Genomic DNA, 15,996 nt, shown 5'->3' on the forward strand with positions numbered 1-15,996 from the left:
TTCGCGGTGTTAACGAGCCGGCGGGGAGGGCGTACGATGGCCGCCAGAGAGGTGCACGCCATGACCGCACAGACACTGATCGACACCGCCCGCGCGCTCGTCGCCGGAGACAAGGGCCTGCTCGCCATGGACGAGAGCAACGCCACCTGCAACAAGCGCTTCGCCGCGCTCGGCGTTCCGCAGACGGAGGCCGCGCGGCGCGACTGGCGCGAGCTGATCGTCACCGCGCCGGGGCTGGCCGACAGCATCGGCGGCGCGATCCTGTTCGACGAGACGATCCGGCAGAAGACCGATGCGGGCCTGCCCTTCGCGAAGGCACTTGCCGACGCGGGCATCATTCCCGGCATCAAGGTCGACACCGGCGCCAAGCCGCTGGCCGGCCATCCCGGCGAAACGGTCACCGAAGGACTGGACGGCCTGCGCGAGCGCCTCGCCGAATACGCCATGATGGGCGCGCGCTTCGCCAAGTGGCGCGGCGTGATCGCCATCGGCGATGGCCTGCCGACGCGCGCATGCATCCGCGTCAACGCCCATGCCCTCGCGCGCTACGCCGCGCTGTGCCAGGAAGCCGGGCTGGTGCCCATCGTCGAGCCCGAGGTGCTGATGGACGGCGATCATTCGCTCGCCCGCTGCGCCGAGGTCACCGAGGAAGTGCTGCACCGGACCTTCGCCGAGTTGCGCGCGCAGGGCGTGCTGCTCGAAGGCATGCTGCTGAAGCCGAACATGGTGCTGCCGGGGCTGAAGGCTCCCGTGCAGGACTCCGTCGACGCGGTGGCCGAAGCCACGGTCGGGTGCCTGCTGCGCACCGTGCCCGCCGCCGTACCGGGCGTGACCTTTCTCTCTGGCGGGCAGCCGGCGCGGCTGGCCTCGGCCCGCCTGAACGAGATGAACATCCGCTTCAGGTCGCGCCTGCCGTGGGCGCTGACCTTCTCGTTCTCCCGCGCGGTGCAGCAGCCCGCGCTCGATGCATGGAAAGGCGAGGCGGCGAACGTGGCTGCCGCGCAGAAGGCGCTGGTGCAGCGCACCCGGGCCAACCGCGCCGCGCGCCGCGGCGAATACAAGGAAGAGGCATAGAACCCAGCATGACGACTCCCCAGGACCTGTACCGCCAGAAGCTGGCGTCTCCCGCCGATGCGGTGCGCCAGGTGCGCGACGGCGACATGATCATCGTGCCGACCGGCGTGGGCGAGCCGCCGACGCTGCTCACGGCGCTGTCGGAGCAGCGGCGCGATTTCCGCGACGTGAAGGTCGCGCAGATCCTCGCGATGCGCAAGTACGCCTACATCGACCCGGAAACCGTCGAGCATGTGCGTCACGTCGCGCTGTTCTTCGGCGGCGCCACCCGCGCGGGCGGGCAGGAGGGCTGGATCGACTTCCTGCCGAACTACTTCTCCGAGATACCGGCGCAGATCGAGCGCGGGCAGATCCCGGCCGAGGTGGTCTTCAGCATGGCCTCGCCGATGGACGCGCACGGCTACTTCTCGCTGAGCCTGGGCGCCGACTACACGATGGCCGCCGTCGCGAAGGCCCGCGCCGTGGTGCTGGAAGTGAACCCGAACGTGCCTTTCGCGTCCGGTGCCTGCCACGTGCACGTCTCGCAGGTGGCCGCGCTGGTGGAGAACGAGGCGCCGGTGATGGAGGTCGGCCTGCCGAAGATCGGCGTGGTGCAGGAAGCCATCGGCAAGTACGTGGCAGACCTGATCGACGACGGCTCGACCCTGCAGATCGGCTACGGCGGCATTCCGGACGCGGTGGTCATGCAGCTCACGCACAAGCGGGACCTGGGCATTCACACCGAGATGATCGGCGACGGCATTCTCAAGCTGGTGGAGAGCGGCGCGGTCACCAACCGCCGCAAGAACTACCTGCCGGGCAAGTCGGTCGCGACTTTCGCGCTCGGCTCGGAGAGGCTCTACCGCTTCATGGACCGCAACCCGGCGCTCGAGATGCACCCGGTGAACTTCACCAACGACCCGGCGCTGGCCGGGCTGAACGACAACCTCGTCGCCATCAACGCGACCATGCAGATCGACCTGCTGGGGCAGTGCGGCTCGGAGAGCCTGGGCCACGCGCCGTATTCGGGCACGGGCGGGCAGTCGGACTTCGTGCGCGCCGCCAATCGCTCGCGCGGCGGCAAGGCCTTCATCGTGCTGCCCTCGACGGCCAAGGGCGACACCATCTCGCGCATCGTGCCCTCGCTGTCGCCGGGCACCCATGTGAGCACGAGCAAGAACGACATCAACTACGTGGTCACCGAATACGGCGTGGCGCAGCTGCGCGGCAAGTCGGCGAAGCAGCGGGCGCGCGAACTCATCGGCATCGCGCACCCGGCCTTCAGGGCGGAGCTGACCGAGCAGGCGAAGCGGCTGAAGCTGCTTTGAGCTTTTCGAGGGCCGGTCAGCCCGACTTGGCCGCCTTCACCAGCGAAGGCGTGGCCTTGTAGCTTTCGGGGAAGAGCTTCTTCAGGTCGTCGATCTTCGGCATGTCGTTGATCGCGATGTAGGGCTGGCTCGGATGCAGCGTCAGGTAGTCCTGGTGGTAGTCCTCGGCCGCGTAGAAAGGCTTGGACATCTCGACGGTGGTGGCCAGCGGCTTGCCGAAGGTCTTCGCCTGGTTGAGCTGCGCGATGTACGCGTTGGCGATGCGCGCCTGCTCGGCGTTCTCGGCGAACACCGTGGAGCGGTATTGCGTGCCCGTGTCCGGGCCCTGGCGGTTGAGTTCGGTCGGGTCGTGCGCCACCGAGAAATAGATCTGCAGCAGCTTGCCGTAGCTGATCTGCTGCGGGTCGTAGGTGATGCGCACCGATTCAGCGTGGCCCGTGCGGCCCGAGCCGACCTCGTCGTAGCGCGCTGTCTTCGCGTCGCCGCCGGCATAGCCCGAGACGGCGTTGCTCACGCCCTTGACGCGCTGGAACACGCCCTGCACGCCCCAGAAGCAGCCTCCGGCGAACACTGCGGTTTCAGTCTTTGCGCCAGGCTGTGCTGCCAGGTCTGCGGTGGGAGCGGGCACGCGGCGCGCGGTTTCGGCGAACGACGGCACCGTGTACCAGACCAGGGCGGCGGCAGCCAGCGTGCCTGCGGTGAGTGCGAGGGATTTCATGGAGATTCCTTGGGGAGCGGGATTTGCGGCGGCCGGCTGATCGGCCAACGCGACATTGACGCCGAATCCTCCGGACGTCAATGGCGCTTGCGAGGTGCCTTGCGGGCCTACTTCTTCATCTCGTCCTTGCCCATCGCGTCCTTCTTCATGGCGTCCTTGGACATGGAGTCCTTCGCCATCGAATCCTTCTTCATGCCGTCCTTCGACATGGAATCCTTGGCCATCGAGTCCTTCTTCATGGCGTCCTTGGACATCGAGTCCTTGGCCATGCCGTCCTTCGCCATTTCGTCCGCGGCGAAAGCAGAGGCGCCGGCGAAAGCCATGCAGGTGGCGAGCAGGGTTGCGCTGAGCTTGTTCATCTGGAGTTTTCCTGAGTGAGTTGAGGTTGGGTTTTCAATGTCGGCTCGGTCCCGGGGGAACTCCGCCTTTCGCTTTCTTCGGCAGTCGAGCGGCTCTGGCGGCCCCTCAGCTCCCTCCGAACCAGTTGTAGCCCTGGTCTTCCCAGTAGCCACCGGAATAGGTGTTGGTGACGAACATCGCCTTGATGTGCTTCGGGTTCTTGTAGCCAAGCTTGGTCGGCATGCGCAGCTTCATCGGAAAGCCGTACTTCGGCGGCAGCGGCTGGCCGTCGTAGGTCAGCGTCAGCAGCGTCTGCGGGTGCAGCGCGGTGGGCATGTCGATGCTGGTGTAGTAGTCGTCGGCGCACTTGAAGCCGACGTACTTCGCCGTAAGGTCGGCGCCGATGTGGCGAAGGAAGTCGGCAAAACGGACGCCGCCCCACTTGCCGATGGCGCTCCAGCCCTCCACGCAGATGTGCCGCGTGATCTGGTCGTGCTGCGGCATGGCGCGCAGTTCGGCCAGCGTCCAGGCGTGCCTGTCGGCGACCATGCCGGTCACTTCCAGCTTGTAGCTGGCCTCGTCCACCTCGCGCACCTCGTCCTCGCCGTAGTAGGCGTTGAACGGAAAGGGGCGCGTGATCTCGGCCTCGGTGTAGGTCGGCGCGAGCTGCGTGGGGCTGAAGATCAGGCCCTGCACCTTGTCGTTGAAGCGCGAGATCTTCGTGAGCGCGGCTTCCACCTGCGCGTTGTCGCTGATGCTGCAGCCGGTGAGCAGCGAAAGGCCGCCGAGGGTGAGCGAGCGCCGCAGGAACACGCGGCGCGAGGGCTCGTCGAGCTTCTTCGAAATCAGGCTGCGGGCTTCGCGCAGCACGGCGTCGCCGTCGATGCCGTTCAGGGTGGGGGCTTTGAAGATTTTCATCAGGCTTTGGGCGTGCCGCCGCGGATCATGGTGAGGAGCGTGCGGGGCACGAGGGCCACCATCACGAGGTGCACGACGACGAAGGCGACGATGGCGGCCATGCCGAAGAAGTGCACGCGGCGGGCCGACTCGTAGCCGCCCATCAGTTCGCGCAGCACCGGGAACTGCACCGACTTCCACAGCACCAGGCCCGACAGCACGATCACGATCAGGTCGAGCATCACGAACAGGTAGGCCAGCTTCTGCACGCTGTTGTAGTGGCGCGGGTCGGCGTGCGAGAGCTTGCCTTTGAGGGCGGCCAGCGCGTCCTGCAGCACGCCGCGCGGCGTGAGCGGAAAGAACTTCGTGAAGAGCCGGCCGCTGGCGATGTTCAGCGCGAGGTACACGAGGCCGTTGAACACCAGCAACCACATCGCCGCGAAGTGCCACTGCAGCGCGCCGCCGAGCCACCCGCCGAGCGTGACCACGGTCGGGATGGTGAAGGGAAAGAAGGGCGCGGCGTCGTAGATGCGCCAGCCGCTGGTCACCAGGATCACCACCGCCAGCGCGTTGAGCCAGTGCGTGATGCGCATCCACAGCGGATGGATCGGGCGGCGGGCATCGGCCTGCGGGGCATCCGGGGCGAGGGGGGCGATGGCTGTGCTGCTGTTCATGGAGCGGATTCTTGGGCGCACCCCATGGCCGATTCATCACGCAAAGTTCAATTAATCGTGATAACTCGGCCGGCCGGATCGCGGGACAATGTCGCCACCATGGACACTGCCAAGCGCGTGCTGATCGTCGAGGACGACGCCCATATTGCCGAACTGCTGCGCATGCACCTGCGCGACGAGGGCTATGCCATCGAGCACGCCGCCGACGGCCACGCGGGCCTTCGCGAGCTGGAGCGCGGCAACTGGGACGCGCTGGTGCTCGACCTGATGCTGCCCGGCGTCGACGGCCTCGAGATCTGCCGCCGCGCCCGCGCCATGACGCGCTACACGCCGATCATCATCATCAGCGCGCGTTCCAGCGAGGTGCACCGCATCCTCGGGCTGGAGCTTGGCGCCGACGACTACCTGGCCAAGCCCTTCTCGGTGCTGGAGCTGGTGGCGCGCGTGAAGGCGCTGCTGCGGCGCACCGACGCGCTGGCGCGCAACGCGCGCATGGAGTCGGGCAGCCTCACGCTGGGCAACCTCGACATCGAGCCGCTGGCGCGCGAGGTGCGGGTCGACGGCAAGCCGGTCGAGCTCACGCCGCGCGAGTTCGACCTGCTGTACTTCTTCGCGCGCAACCCCGGCAAGGTGTTCTCGCGGCTCGACCTGCTCAACCAGGTCTGGGGCTACCAGCACGACGGCTACGAGCACACCGTCAACACGCACATCAACCGGCTGCGCACCAAGGTGGAGGCCGATCCGGCGGAGCCCAGGCGCATCCTCACGGTGTGGGGGCGCGGCTACAAGCTGTCGGCCGGCGGCAGCGGGGAGGACTCGGCGTGATGGCCTGGGCCACGCTGTCGCGGCGGCTTTCCGCCGTGTTCGCGGTGCTGCTGCTGGTGTGCAGCGGCGCCTCGGTGTGGCTGCAGATGCGTTCCAGCGGGATCCACGAGCAGGAGGTCATCCAGCGGCTCTCGCTCGGGCTCGCGGCGCACATCGCGGAGAACTCCGAGCTCATGAAGCCCGGCGGGCTCAATCAGGAAGCTGTGAAGGATCTTTTCGACAAGCTGATGGCCGTCAACCCGAGCGTGGAGGTCTACCTGCTGGGGATGGACGGCAGCATCAAGGCGCAGGCCGCGCCGCCCGGGCACCTGAAGCGCGACCGGGTCGGGCTGGAGCCGGTGCGCAAGCTGCTCTCGGGCGCGCCGCTGCCCATCGCGGGCGACGATCCGCGCAGCCTCACGGCGTCCAAGGTGTTCAGCGCCGCGCCGCTGCGCATGGACGGGCGCGAGGCGGGCTATGTCTACGTGGTGCTGCAGGGCGAGGACCACGACGCGCTGGTCGCCAACGTGGCAACCGACAACGTGCTGCGCACCACGCTGTGGTCGATGGGACTGGTGGCTTTGCTCGGGCTGCTGGCGGGCCTTGCGGCATTCCGCCTCATCACCCGGCCGCTGCGCGAGCTGACAGCGGCGGTGAAGCGCTTCGAGACCGAGGGCATCGACTCGCTCGAGGGCGAGGCGCCCACGCTGGAGCGGCTTTCGCGCGGCAGCGACGAGATCGCGCAACTTGGCCAGGCCTTCGCGCAGATGACGCGCCGCATCGCCGAGCAATGGCGCGAGCTCACCCTGCAGGACCAGCAGCGCCGCGAGCTCTTCGCCAACATCTCGCACGACCTGCGCACGCCGCTCACGTCGCTGCACGGCTACCTGGAAACGCTGCTGCTCAAGGCCGGCACGCTCAGCGACGAGGAGCGACAGCGCTACCTCGAGATCGCCTTGGGCCAGAGCCGAAAGGTCGGGCGCCTCGCGCAGGAAGTGTTCGAGCTGGCCCGGCTCGAGTACGGCGTGGTCAAGCCCGAGAAGGAGAGTTTCGCGCTGGCCGATCTCGTGCAGGACGTGTTCCAGAAGTTCGAGCTGGCGGCCGAGGCAAGGCGCCAGCGCCTCAGGCCCGACATCGCATCGGGCCTGCCCGTGGTGTCGGCCGACCTCGGCATGATCGAGCGCGTGCTGACCAACCTGCTCGACAACGCCATCCGCCACACGCCCGAGGGCGGCGAGATCGTGGTGCAGCTGCGAGCCGAGAACGGCGGCGTGGCGGTGCAGGTGAGCGACACCGGGCCTGGCATTCCCGGCGAGCTGCAGAAGGCGCTGTTCATGCGCCCCGTTTTCATGAGCGGCTCGCGCACCGACAGCGCGAGCAGCGGCGGGCTGGGGCTGGTGATCGTGAAGCGCATCCTGCAGCTGCACGACAGCGACATCAGGCTGGTGCAGCAGGCGGACAGGGGGGCGGTGTTCCGCTTCCAGCTGGGCGGTGCGGCGGGGGCCTGAAGGCGCGCGTCAGAACGGCGGCCCCACGCGCCGCTCCAGCCGTTGCGTCAGGCCCTGCAGGTCGAAGCCTTGAGAGGCGATCGACTTCGGCACGATGTGATAGAGCCGCGGCATCGGGTAGATCAGCACGAAGCGGTCGTTCTGGCGCCACTTGAGCACGTTCTCCCAAACCACCGTGCCATCGCCGTGCGGCGACGCGAGGCGCAGGCCGGTCTCCAGCAGTTCCGCCTGGAACTCCGCCTGCATCGCCTTGTACTTGCGGTAGTGCCGGCGCGCCAAGGCAGGCGTGAGCAGGCGCGTGGCCAGCAGCACGATGGCCATGCCGACCATGCCTCCCACCGCGGCCGGCCAGAGCGCCGGGCCGCCGATCAGGGCGCCGAGCAGGAGCAGCAGGCCGATCGCCGCCAGCAACGCCCAACGCAGCGGCGTCGGCCGGGCGAACAGCCTCATCGCGTCGGCGTAGTCGTCTTCGGAGATTCTGAATGTCGCGATCATGGAAGGAGCCGGAGGTTTGCCTGCAGGTGAGCGTGGATGCTACAAGAGCAACGCGACCCAACCCCAGGAGACAAAAGACCATGCCCGCCTTCGAAACCGTGCTGATCGAAAAGGACCCGCAACACCCGCGCATCGCGCGCCTCGTGCTCAACAGGCCCGCGAAACTCAACGCCATCGGCGAGACCACGCCCACCGAGATACGTCGCGCTGTGGAATGGGCCGAGGCCGACGACGAGGTGCACGTGATCGTTGTCGAAGGCGCGGGCCGCGCGTTCTGCGCCGGCTATGACCTCGGGGACTATGCCGAGGGCCACGGACATGAAGGGCAGGGCGACCACCCCTGCCGCCAGGAGAAGACCCCCTGGGACCCGATGCTCGACTACGCCGCCATGAAGCGCAATACCGATGACTTCATGGCCCTGTGGCGCAGCCGCAAGCCGACCATTGCCAAGGTGCACGGCTATGCGGTGGCCGGCGGCAGCGACATCGCTCTGTGCTGCGACCTGCTGACCATGGCCGACGACGCTCGCATCGGCTATATGCCCACGCGGGTGTGGGGCTGCCCGACGACCGCGATGTGGACCTACCGCCTCGGCGCCATGCGCGCCAAGCAGCTCATGTTCACGGGCGACACCATTGCCGGCACGCAGGCGGCCGAATGGGGCCTCGCGAATTTCTCGGTGCCGGCCGACCAGCTCGACGAGGCCACGACGAAGCTCGCGCTGCGCATCGCCGGCGTGCCGAGCTCGCATCTCATGATGCACAAGCTGGTCGTCAACCAGGTCTGGCATTCGATGGGGCTGGAGCAGAGCCAGATGTTCGCCACCGTGTTCGACGGCATCACGCGCCACAACCCCGAGGGCATGTGGTTCAGGCGGCAGGCCGAGGCCGAGGGCTTCAAGAGCGCGGTGCAGTGGCGCGACAGCGGCCGGCCGATTCCCGAGGGCGACGAAGCTCGCGCGCGCATCGCCGAGCTCGAGGCGAAGCTGGCCGCGCGTGGCTGAGCGCTACTGAGCGCGGCCGAGCGCCGCGGTGCGGTCGAATGTCATGCGACCGACACACCTCCCCTCGATGATCCGGCGCGCCCACCGCCAGCCGACCACAACACGAAGAAGCGTGAGGCGGGTGCATTCGCATCGACATACAAGAGGGAGGAATCTCAATGCAATCGTTCATCTTTTCCAGGACGACGCTGGCGGCTTGCGCCTGCGCGTTCATCGCGGCCTGTGGCGGCGGCAGCGGCGGCGGTGGCGCACCGCTGTTGCCCATCGCACCATCACCCGCACCGGCTCCTTCACCAGCCCCCGCGCCGGCGCCTGCTCCGGCGGAGGCCGCTCCGGTGCTCGTCATCGGCCACCGCGGCGCCTCGGCATCGCGGCCCGAGCACACGCTGGCCGCGTACCAGCAGGCCATCGACGACGGCGCCGACTTCATCGAGCCCGACCTCGTGCCCACCAGGGACGGCGAACTGGTCGCCCGCCACGAGAACGCCATCGCCATCGTGGACGCCTCGGGCAACGTGACCGAAGCCACCACCAACGTGGCCGACGTGCCGAGGTTCGCCAGCCGCAAGACCACCAAGGTCATCGACGGCACCTCGATCACCGGCTGGTTCACCGAGGACTTCACGCTGGCCGAGCTCAAGGAGCTGAAGGCCCGCGAGCGCATTCCGAAGCTGCGCCCGGCCAACGTGTCTTACAACGACCAGTTCCAGGTGCCCACGCTCGACGAGGTGATCCAGCTCGCCAAGGCGCAGTCGGCGGCCAAGGGCCGCGTGATCGGCGTCTACCCCGAGACCAAGCACCCGACCTACTTCCGCTCCATCGGCCTGCCGCTGGAGAAGAGGCTGCTCGACACGCTGCAGAAGCACGACATGAACAAGGCCGACGCGCCGGTGTTCGTGCAGTCCTTCGAGACGGGCAACCTGAAGGACATCCGCCTGAAGAGCACGGTGAAGATCGTGCAGCTCGTCTACTCGCAGGGCGCGCCCTACGACCTGCAGGTCCTGGGCGACAAGCGGACCTACGCCGACCTCAAGAAGCCCGAAGGCCTGGCCGAGATCGCGACCTACGCGCAGGGCATCGGTGCCGACAAGGCGAGCGTGATCCCGGTGGTCGACGGCAAGCTGGGCACGCCGACCACGCTCGTGAAGGACGCGCACGACAGGAAGCTGCAGGTCCACGTGTGGACCTTCCGGCCGGAGAACAACTTCCTGCCCGAGAGCCTCAAGAAGGAGCCGAAGACCAACCCGATCGCGTTCGGCGACACGGCAGGGGAGATCAAGGCCTTCCTCGACGCGGGCGTCGACGGCCTCTTCGCCGACAGTCCCGCGACTGCGGTGCCGGCGGTCAAGGCGTACCGCGCGGCGCGCGGGAAGTAAGGGAGAAAGCCGCCGCAGGGCGCTCAGCCCTGGCGGCGGCTCACGACCACCGAGGCCTCGAGTCCTTCGTAGGCCTCGGCGTCGCCATACCAGCTGCCGGAGATCGGCGCCGCCAGCGAAGGGTCGCGCGCGACACCGACGCGGATCAACTGGCCGCTGCCCATGAGGTTGTTGGTGGGGTCGAAGGCCAGCCAGCCCACGCCCGGCAGGTAGGCCTGCAGCCAGGCGTGCGTGCTGCCGGCGCCCGTCACGGCCTCGCCCGCACCCGGGGGCTGGGCCTGGGCAGCGGTGTCGAGCGCGGCGTCGTAGAGGTAGCCAGAGACGAAGCGCGTGGCGATGCCCAGCCTGCGCGTGGCTTCCATCATCAGCAGCGCGTAGTCGCGGCAACTGCCGCTGCCCAGCGCCAGCGTTTCGAGCGGCGTCTGGGTGCCTTCCTCGTCGCGCGCCTTGTATTCGAAGCTCTGGCCGATGTGCGCGTTCATGCGCGTGAGCACTTCGCGCGTGCTGTTGGGCTGGTCGGTGCGCAGGAACTGGTGGGCCCAGCGGATCAGCGTGCCTTCCGTATCGTCGTCGTGGTGCGGGCGAAGGTAGTGCTCGAGGTCGAGGCGCTCCTGCACCGAATAGGCGAAGGGCAGGAACTCGGCGGACGGGTCGAGCGTGAGCAGGTCGCGCTGCGAGGGCGGCACGTGCTCGATGGTGAATGAGCAGACGATGCGCAGCTCGGTGGCTTCGCCCAGCGGCTGCACCAGCGCGACGGAGTTCGAATAGGGGTCCTGGATGAGCCGGGTGCTGGCCTCCGGGCTCACCTGCAGGTCGGTGGCGAGCACGCGCAGGTCGTGGCTGTCGCGCGGGCGGAACATCACGCGGTGCAGCCCGAAGCTGACCGGCTTGCTGTAGCGGTAGACGGTGGTGTGCCGGATGTCGTACTGGATGGCCATGCGCCGCATTCTCATGCCTTCGCGTGGCAAAAAGAAAGGCGAAGGGAAAGGAGAAGGAAAGGCGAAGGAAAGGCCAAGGAAATGTGGATCGGCGCGTGCGCATGCCGCAGAATCGGCGCCCGCCTGATGCCCGGCCGGACCTTGCGTCACCAGGAGATCCCGACCCGCCATGTACTCCGCCACCTTTATCTTCGCCACCAGGCAGTTCGACGACGAGTTCCACCGCCTCGACCAGACCATCGCCGCCGCCGCGAAATCGCTGCCCGGCTACCTGGGCGAGGAAACGTGGGAAAACCCGGGCAACGGGCTGGTGTCGAACGTCTACTACTGGGACTCGCTCGAGAGCCTGCAGGCGCTGATCCGCCACCCCGTGCACCAGCAGGCCAAGGCGGCGCAGGCGAACTGGCTCGACGGCTACAGGGTGGTGATCTCCGAGGTGCTGCGCACCTACGGCGACAGCCGCATCGACCACATGCTTGCTCCTTCGGGGCCGGGCGCCGTGTAACAGCCCATGCTCGAATCCCTCGGCCTCGTGCAGGTGCTCGGCGGGCTGGCGATCGGCGTCTTTTCGGGGGCGGTGGGCGGGCTGCTCGGCGTCAGCCCCGGCGGGGCGCTCGTGCCGGCGCTGGCGCTGATGCCCGGGCTGGGCCAGCACGACGCGCAGGCCGTTTCGCTCGCGGCCCAGCTGCTGCCGACCAGCCTGGCCGGTTTCGTGCGCTACCGGGTGTCGGGGCACGGGGCCTCGTGGCGCACCGTGGCCTGGATATCGGCCGGCTTCCTGGGCGGAGCCTGGCTGGGCGCGCGGGGTGCCAGCCACGTGGCCGACGCGACGCTGCGCTGGATGTTCGTCGGCTACCTGCTGGTGCTGGCGACGCTGGTCGTGCTGAAGTCGCCCGCGAAGACCGGGGACGGCGCCGAAGTGGCGCAGGCCGACGAGCCGCACGGCACGGCCGTGGCGCTCGGGGTGGTGGGCATGGTGGCGGGTGCGTCGTCGGGCCTGCTCGGCATCGGTGGCGGGCTCGCCATCACGGCGCTGCTGACGGTGGCGCTTCGCTACTCGCAGCACAGGGCGCAGGCCGTGAGCCTGGCGGTGAACGCCTTGCCGCTCGCGCTGCCAGCGGTGTTCGTCTATGCGAGCGTGGCCAACGGGCTGCCCTGGCTCCTGCTGGGCTTTGTCGTGATCGGACTGTGGATCGGCACGGCGGCCGGGGCGAGGCTCGCTACCCGGCTCGACGAACGGACGCTGCGCAGGTACTTCTTCGTGCTGGTGATCTGCATGGCGCTGCTGATGGCATATCGCGCGGCGAGCGCGAGCTGATTCAAAGCTTCAGAGCCGCTGGGTGCCGAGCGCCTTGGCCAGCGTGGCCGGCAGCGGCAACGGCTCGGCGTGCCATTGCGCGGCCAGCAGCTCGGCGCACAGCGCGGCGAAGCTCAGGCCGCGAGAGCCCAGCGCGGTGCAGGCCCAGAGGCCCGAAGCGTCCGCGTCGATCGGGCCGACCAGTGGACGCCGGTCACCGGATGCACAGCGCACGCCCACCCACGCATGGCTCTCTCCGCGCTCGAATTCATCGGCCAGCGCCGTGGCGGCAGCCGGATGCAGGCGAACGAGGCGCTCGCGGTTCGCGGCGCCATCCGCCTCGGTGGCTTCGAGGCTGGTGCTGTCGCGGTCGAAGGTGGCACCGGCCAGCCATATCGGCGCGTCGCCGTGCTCGCCGGGTACGTGGGCGACCAGATGGCCGTCGCCGTTGACCGGCGTGAGGGGCAGGGCAGCGGCATCGTCGTCGGGCATCGGGCCCCAGGCGACCTGTCCGCGCACGGGCTGCAAGGGCAGTCCGGGGGCGAAGCGGCCGGACTCGAAGCCCGCGCAGACGACCACGCGGTCTGCGTCGACCAGCAGTCCGCCGTCCGGGTCGAACAGCTGCCAGCCGCTTGCGTGGCGCTCCAGCCGCGCCACGCGGCAACCGCCGCGAAACTCGATGCCGGGCTGGCGCAGCCACGCGGCAATCAGCCGCTGCGGTCGCACCCAGGCCGCGCGCGAGTGCCAGAGGGCCGGGGCGTCGTCGGGCAGGCCGGCCGCGACCAGCCGGTCGGCACTGGCGGGCCACGATTCGTTCGGCCCGTCAGCGCTCCAGCTGGCGGGCACGCGCACGTCGCCGTCGGGTCGGCGCTCGATCACGCCGCTGGCACGCCAGTCGCGGCCTTCTTCGAGCAGCCGCTCCAGTTCGCTCCATGTAGCGCGGATGCCGGCGCGCGTGAGTCGCGAGAGCAGGGCGTCGTCGGGCGAAACATGCGGTGCCAGCATGCCCACCGGCAGCCCGGAGGCGCCCGAAGCAGGCCAGTCAGCCGCGTCGAGCACGCTCACCCGCCAGCCGCGCCGCGCTAGGCTGGCCGCCACGGCCGCGCCCGCGAGGCCCGCGCCGATGACGGCGCAGTGGCCGGGCGCCTCGATGCCTTCGGGCGGCGGCTCGCGGCGGCGCACGGTCCAGGCGGGAGCGAACACGCCGCGCAGGCAGTCGCGCTTCGGCGGCAGCCCCGGGTGCTTGTCCACGCTGAAACCGTACTGCGCTAGCGCGTCGCGGATCGTCCGGGCGATGGTCCAGGTGGCGATGCGCGTGCCTTGCCGGGCGAAGCGCGACACGGCCTTGAGCGTGTCTTCAGACCACATGACCGGGTTCAACCGGGGGCTGAAGCCGTCCAGAAAGATGCTGTCGGCCTCGAAGCGCTGGGCGCGCAGCATCGGCTGCACGTCGCCGACGCACAGCGTGAGCAGCACGCTGCCCTCGTCGAAGGCCAGCCGGTGAAAGCCGGGCAGCAGCCCATGCCACTGCCCGGCCAGTTCACGGGCAAGGGAAACCAGTTCGGGATAGGCCTCGGCCCCGCGCAGCACGTCGTCGGCCGAGACCGGATGGGCCTCGATCGAGACGAAATGCAGCATGCGCGGCCGCGCCGGATCGGCGCGCCAGGCCTGCCAGGTTGTCAGGAAATTGAGGCCGAGGCCGAAGCCGGTTTCGAGAATCCGCCATTTCGGCTGCCCGGCCCAGGCTTCGGGCAGGCCGCAGCCGCCCAGGAACACATGGCGCGACTGCGCCAGTGCCCCGGTTTCGGTGTGATAGATGTCGTCGAAGCGCTCGCTTCGCGGAACGCCGTCGGCGCGCCAGGTAACAGGCTCACCCCCAGGCTGCGCGCACTTCGTGTCGCTTCGCCCACCCCCTTCGAGGGGGCAACACCTGCAGCCCGGCAAAGCCGGTTCTGCGGTGTTCCCCGAAGAAGAATTCGGAGGCAATCGCGCCAGCGATAGTCAGGGGGCCGAAGGGGGGACGTAGCCCTGGGCCACGTCGGCGCCTTCGCCGAAGAAGTGTTTTTCCATCTGCCGCGCCAGGTACTGGCGGGCGCGCAGATCGGCCAGGTTCAGCCGGTTTTCGTTGACGAGCATGGTCTGCTGCTTGAGCCAGGCGGCCCAGGCTTCCTTGCTGACGCTTTCCCAGATCCGCTTGCCCAGTTCGCCGGGATAGGGGGGGAAGTCGAGCCCTTCGGCTTCCTTGCCGAGCTTGATGCACTGAATCATGCGTGCCATATCGATTGCCTTTGAACGGGAAATGTGGGGAGACGGGAGAAAAAGCGGGAAGCGGCTGCTTAGTTGATTTGGCTATTTAGAACTGAAAACTTGGTCGTTCCAGTTTCTATATGTCGTATTGAGAATACGCAGCTTCATCGATATGCCTTTTAAGAGCAAGACACCATGAGCCTTCGCCGCGACTTTATCAAGCTTTCCCTGGGTGCCGGCGTGGCCGGTGCCATGGCCCTTTCGGCGTTGCCGGCGTTGGCCCAGGGGCCCGTGACGCTGCTGAACGTCTCCTACGACCCGACGCGCGAGCTGTACGTGGACTACAACCAGGCCTTCGCCAAGTACTGGAAGGGCAAGACCGGGCAGGACGTGACGATCAAGCAGTCGCACGGCGGCTCGGGCAAGCAGGCCCGCTCGATCATCGACGGCATCGATGCCGACGTGGCCACTCTGGCGCTGGGCGGCGACGTCGACGCGCTGGTCACGCACGGCGGCCTCGTCAAGGCCGACTGGCAGAAGCGCCTGCCGCACAACTCCGCTCCCTACACCTCGACCATCGTGTTCCTGGTGAAGAAGGGCAACCCCAAGGGCCTGAAGGACTGGGACGACCTGGTCAAGCCGGGCGTGCAGGTGATCACGCCCAACCCGAAGACCTCGGGCGGCGCCCGCTGGAACTACCTGGCCGCCTGGGAATTCGCCAAGCGCAAGTACGGTGGCGATGCCAAGGCCAAGGAATACATCGGCAACCTGTTCAAGAACGTGCCCGTGCTCGACACCGGCGCGCGCGGCTCGACCATCACCTTCGTGCAGCGAGGCGTGGGCGACGTGCTGCTGGCCTGGGAGAACGAGGCCTTCCTGGCGCTGAAGGAATTCGGCCCCGAGAAGTTCGAGATCGTGGTGCCTTCCATCTCCATCCTGGCCGAGCCCAGCGTGGCGGTGGTCGACAAGGTCGTCGACAAGAAGGGCACGCGCGCCGTGGCCGAGGAATACCTGAAGTACCTGTACTCGGACGAAGGCCAGGACATTGCAGGCCGCAACTTCTACCGCCCGACCTCGGACAAGGCCAAGGCCAAGTACGAGAAGCAGTTCCCCAAGCTGACGCTGGTGACCATCGACCAGGCCTTCGGCGGCTGGGCGAAGGCCGACAAGGAGCACTTCGCCGACGGCGGCTCCTTCGACCAGATCTACACGGCAAAACAGAAGTAAGCCGATCCGCTGCCGAGCCGGCAGTGCACGGTGCCTGTTTAGCGGGCGCCGTGGCCCGGCTCACCCTGAATTCCTGAAGAAAACAGAAAGT

At 68.2% G+C, this 15,996-nt stretch carries 17 protein-coding genes; 9 read left to right on the forward strand and 8 right to left on the reverse strand.

Annotation, left to right across the window (positions count from 1 at the left end):
* Nucleotides 1-60 precede the first annotated feature (60 nt).
* Together ABL840_RS16730 and ABL840_RS16735 are read left to right on the forward strand one after the other, a co-directional pair.
* Nucleotides 61-1,074: a class I fructose-bisphosphate aldolase gene (locus tag ABL840_RS16730; RefSeq protein ID WP_093303279.1), complete on the forward strand. Its 1,014-nt coding sequence runs from the start codon at nucleotides 61-63 to the stop codon at nucleotides 1,072-1,074.
* 8 nt (nucleotides 1,075-1,082) lie between these two features.
* Nucleotides 1,083-2,381 carry an acetyl-CoA hydrolase/transferase family protein gene (locus ABL840_RS16735; protein WP_093302717.1) on the forward strand — a complete coding sequence of 433 codons (1,299 nt, stop codon included), beginning with the start codon at nucleotides 1,083-1,085 and terminating at the stop codon, nucleotides 2,379-2,381.
* A gap of 16 nt (nucleotides 2,382-2,397) precedes the next feature.
* On the opposite strand, the gene msrA is transcribed toward ABL840_RS16735, so the two are convergent.
* The 4 genes from msrA to ABL840_RS16755 all read right to left on the reverse strand — a co-directional run bounded on the left by msrA (nucleotide 2,398) and on the right by ABL840_RS16755 (nucleotide 5,009).
* Nucleotides 2,398-3,099 carry a peptide-methionine (S)-S-oxide reductase MsrA gene (gene msrA, locus ABL840_RS16740; RefSeq protein ID WP_093195426.1) on the reverse strand — a complete coding sequence of 234 codons (702 nt, stop codon included), beginning with the start codon at nucleotides 3,097-3,099 and terminating at the stop codon, nucleotides 2,398-2,400.
* A gap of 107 nt (nucleotides 3,100-3,206) precedes the next feature.
* The gene (locus ABL840_RS16745) at nucleotides 3,207-3,458 is read right to left on the reverse strand and encodes a pentapeptide MXKDX repeat protein (protein ID WP_093195425.1); all 252 of its coding nucleotides are present in this window, start codon (nucleotides 3,456-3,458) and stop codon (nucleotides 3,207-3,209) included.
* 106 nt (nucleotides 3,459-3,564) lie between these two features.
* On the reverse strand, nucleotides 3,565-4,356 hold the full coding sequence (locus ABL840_RS16750) for a molybdopterin-dependent oxidoreductase (RefSeq protein ID WP_093302718.1): 792 nt from the start codon (nucleotides 4,354-4,356) through the stop codon (nucleotides 3,565-3,567).
* Nucleotides 4,356-5,009: a cytochrome b/b6 domain-containing protein gene (locus ABL840_RS16755; protein ID WP_093302721.1), complete on the reverse strand. Its 654-nt coding sequence runs from the start codon at nucleotides 5,007-5,009 to the stop codon at nucleotides 4,356-4,358. The genes ABL840_RS16750 and ABL840_RS16755 overlap by 1 nt, the downstream gene beginning before the upstream one ends.
* A gap of 99 nt (nucleotides 5,010-5,108) precedes the next feature.
* Between ABL840_RS16755 and ABL840_RS16760 the strand changes: the two genes are divergently transcribed.
* Both ABL840_RS16760 and ABL840_RS16765 read left to right on the forward strand, forming a co-directional pair.
* Entirely contained in the window at nucleotides 5,109-5,834 is a 726-nt protein-coding gene (locus ABL840_RS16760; protein ID WP_093302723.1) for a response regulator transcription factor, read from the forward strand.
* Nucleotides 5,834-7,321: a sensor histidine kinase gene (locus tag ABL840_RS16765; RefSeq protein WP_093302726.1), complete on the forward strand. Its 1,488-nt coding sequence runs from the start codon at nucleotides 5,834-5,836 to the stop codon at nucleotides 7,319-7,321. The genes ABL840_RS16760 and ABL840_RS16765 overlap by 1 nt, the downstream gene beginning before the upstream one ends.
* A gap of 9 nt (nucleotides 7,322-7,330) precedes the next feature.
* Here the strand turns inward: ABL840_RS16765 and ABL840_RS16770 are convergent, their stop codons facing one another.
* Nucleotides 7,331-7,816 (reverse strand): YcxB family protein, encoded by a 486-nt coding sequence (locus ABL840_RS16770; protein ID WP_093302728.1) that lies wholly within the window; start codon nucleotides 7,814-7,816, stop codon nucleotides 7,331-7,333.
* An 80-nt stretch (nucleotides 7,817-7,896) separates the two neighbouring features.
* On the opposite strand from ABL840_RS16770, the gene ABL840_RS16775 reads away from it, so the two are divergent.
* Complete coding sequence (locus tag ABL840_RS16775) at nucleotides 7,897-8,820, forward strand: crotonase/enoyl-CoA hydratase family protein (protein WP_093302731.1); 924 nt, start codon at nucleotides 7,897-7,899, stop codon at nucleotides 8,818-8,820.
* 158 nt (nucleotides 8,821-8,978) lie between these two features.
* A complete protein-coding gene (locus ABL840_RS16780; protein WP_093302734.1) occupies nucleotides 8,979-10,196 on the forward strand; it encodes a glycerophosphodiester phosphodiesterase in 1,218 nt (405 codons plus the stop codon).
* A gap of 23 nt (nucleotides 10,197-10,219) precedes the next feature.
* Here the strand turns inward: ABL840_RS16780 and ABL840_RS16785 are convergent, their stop codons facing one another.
* Nucleotides 10,220-11,134, reverse strand: a complete 915-nt coding sequence (locus tag ABL840_RS16785) for a transglutaminase family protein (protein ID WP_240652025.1) — start codon at nucleotides 11,132-11,134, stop codon at nucleotides 10,220-10,222.
* A 169-nt stretch (nucleotides 11,135-11,303) separates the two neighbouring features.
* Between ABL840_RS16785 and ABL840_RS16790 the strand changes: the two genes are divergently transcribed.
* Nucleotides 11,304-11,639: an antibiotic biosynthesis monooxygenase family protein gene (locus tag ABL840_RS16790; protein WP_093302736.1), complete on the forward strand. Its 336-nt coding sequence runs from the start codon at nucleotides 11,304-11,306 to the stop codon at nucleotides 11,637-11,639.
* A 6-nt stretch (nucleotides 11,640-11,645) separates the two neighbouring features.
* Nucleotides 11,646-12,452: a sulfite exporter TauE/SafE family protein gene (locus ABL840_RS16795; protein WP_093302738.1), complete on the forward strand. Its 807-nt coding sequence runs from the start codon at nucleotides 11,646-11,648 to the stop codon at nucleotides 12,450-12,452.
* Between the two features lie 9 nt (nucleotides 12,453-12,461).
* Here ABL840_RS16795 and mnmC read toward each other — a convergent pair whose 3' ends face one another.
* Both mnmC and ABL840_RS16805 read right to left on the reverse strand, forming a co-directional pair.
* Nucleotides 12,462-14,249, reverse strand: coding sequence for an FAD-dependent 5-carboxymethylaminomethyl-2-thiouridine(34) oxidoreductase MnmC (gene mnmC, locus ABL840_RS16800; protein ID WP_418116366.1), 1,788 nt, complete (start codon nucleotides 14,247-14,249; stop codon nucleotides 12,462-12,464).
* Between the two features lie 183 nt (nucleotides 14,250-14,432).
* Nucleotides 14,433-14,708: an oxidative damage protection protein gene (locus tag ABL840_RS16805; RefSeq protein ID WP_093195413.1), complete on the reverse strand. Its 276-nt coding sequence runs from the start codon at nucleotides 14,706-14,708 to the stop codon at nucleotides 14,433-14,435.
* A gap of 165 nt (nucleotides 14,709-14,873) precedes the next feature.
* Here ABL840_RS16805 and ABL840_RS16810 point away from each other — a divergent pair, with 165 nt between their 5' ends.
* Nucleotides 14,874-15,905 carry a sulfate ABC transporter substrate-binding protein gene (locus tag ABL840_RS16810; protein WP_093195412.1) on the forward strand — a complete coding sequence of 344 codons (1,032 nt, stop codon included), beginning with the start codon at nucleotides 14,874-14,876 and terminating at the stop codon, nucleotides 15,903-15,905.
* Nucleotides 15,906-15,996: the final 91 nt, after the last annotated feature.

The organism is Variovorax sp. NFACC27, assembly GCF_048301545.1.
GTDB lineage: Bacteria > Pseudomonadota > Gammaproteobacteria > Burkholderiales > Burkholderiaceae_C > Variovorax > Variovorax gossypii.

What these genes read in the sequence shown, in the direction of transcription:
- ABL840_RS16730 (WP_093303279.1), top strand. Translation starts at nt 61, where the DNA reads ATGACCGCACAGACACTGATCGACACCGCCCGCGCGCTCGTCGCCGGA.
- msrA (WP_093195426.1), bottom strand. Translation starts at nt 3,099, where the DNA reads ATGAAATCCCTCGCACTCACCGCAGGCACGCTGGCTGCCGCCGCCCTG.
- ABL840_RS16785 (WP_240652025.1), bottom strand. Translation starts at nt 11,134, where the DNA reads ATGGCCATCCAGTACGACATCCGGCACACCACCGTCTACCGCTACAGC.
- ABL840_RS16795 (WP_093302738.1), top strand. Translation starts at nt 11,646, where the DNA reads ATGCTCGAATCCCTCGGCCTCGTGCAGGTGCTCGGCGGGCTGGCGATC.
- ABL840_RS16760 (WP_093302723.1), top strand. Translation starts at nt 5,109, where the DNA reads ATGGACACTGCCAAGCGCGTGCTGATCGTCGAGGACGACGCCCATATT.
- ABL840_RS16745 (WP_093195425.1), bottom strand. Translation starts at nt 3,458, where the DNA reads ATGAACAAGCTCAGCGCAACCCTGCTCGCCACCTGCATGGCTTTCGCC.
- ABL840_RS16775 (WP_093302731.1), top strand. Translation starts at nt 7,897, where the DNA reads ATGCCCGCCTTCGAAACCGTGCTGATCGAAAAGGACCCGCAACACCCG.
- ABL840_RS16750 (WP_093302718.1), bottom strand. Translation starts at nt 4,356, where the DNA reads ATGAAAATCTTCAAAGCCCCCACCCTGAACGGCATCGACGGCGACGCC.
- ABL840_RS16770 (WP_093302728.1), bottom strand. Translation starts at nt 7,816, where the DNA reads ATGATCGCGACATTCAGAATCTCCGAAGACGACTACGCCGACGCGATG.
- ABL840_RS16765 (WP_093302726.1), top strand. Translation starts at nt 5,834, where the DNA reads ATGGCCTGGGCCACGCTGTCGCGGCGGCTTTCCGCCGTGTTCGCGGTG.
- ABL840_RS16755 (WP_093302721.1), bottom strand. Translation starts at nt 5,009, where the DNA reads ATGAACAGCAGCACAGCCATCGCCCCCCTCGCCCCGGATGCCCCGCAG.
- ABL840_RS16810 (WP_093195412.1), top strand. Translation starts at nt 14,874, where the DNA reads ATGAGCCTTCGCCGCGACTTTATCAAGCTTTCCCTGGGTGCCGGCGTG.
- ABL840_RS16735 (WP_093302717.1), top strand. Translation starts at nt 1,083, where the DNA reads ATGACGACTCCCCAGGACCTGTACCGCCAGAAGCTGGCGTCTCCCGCC.
- ABL840_RS16780 (WP_093302734.1), top strand. Translation starts at nt 8,979, where the DNA reads ATGCAATCGTTCATCTTTTCCAGGACGACGCTGGCGGCTTGCGCCTGC.
- ABL840_RS16790 (WP_093302736.1), top strand. Translation starts at nt 11,304, where the DNA reads ATGTACTCCGCCACCTTTATCTTCGCCACCAGGCAGTTCGACGACGAG.
- ABL840_RS16805 (WP_093195413.1), bottom strand. Translation starts at nt 14,708, where the DNA reads ATGGCACGCATGATTCAGTGCATCAAGCTCGGCAAGGAAGCCGAAGGG.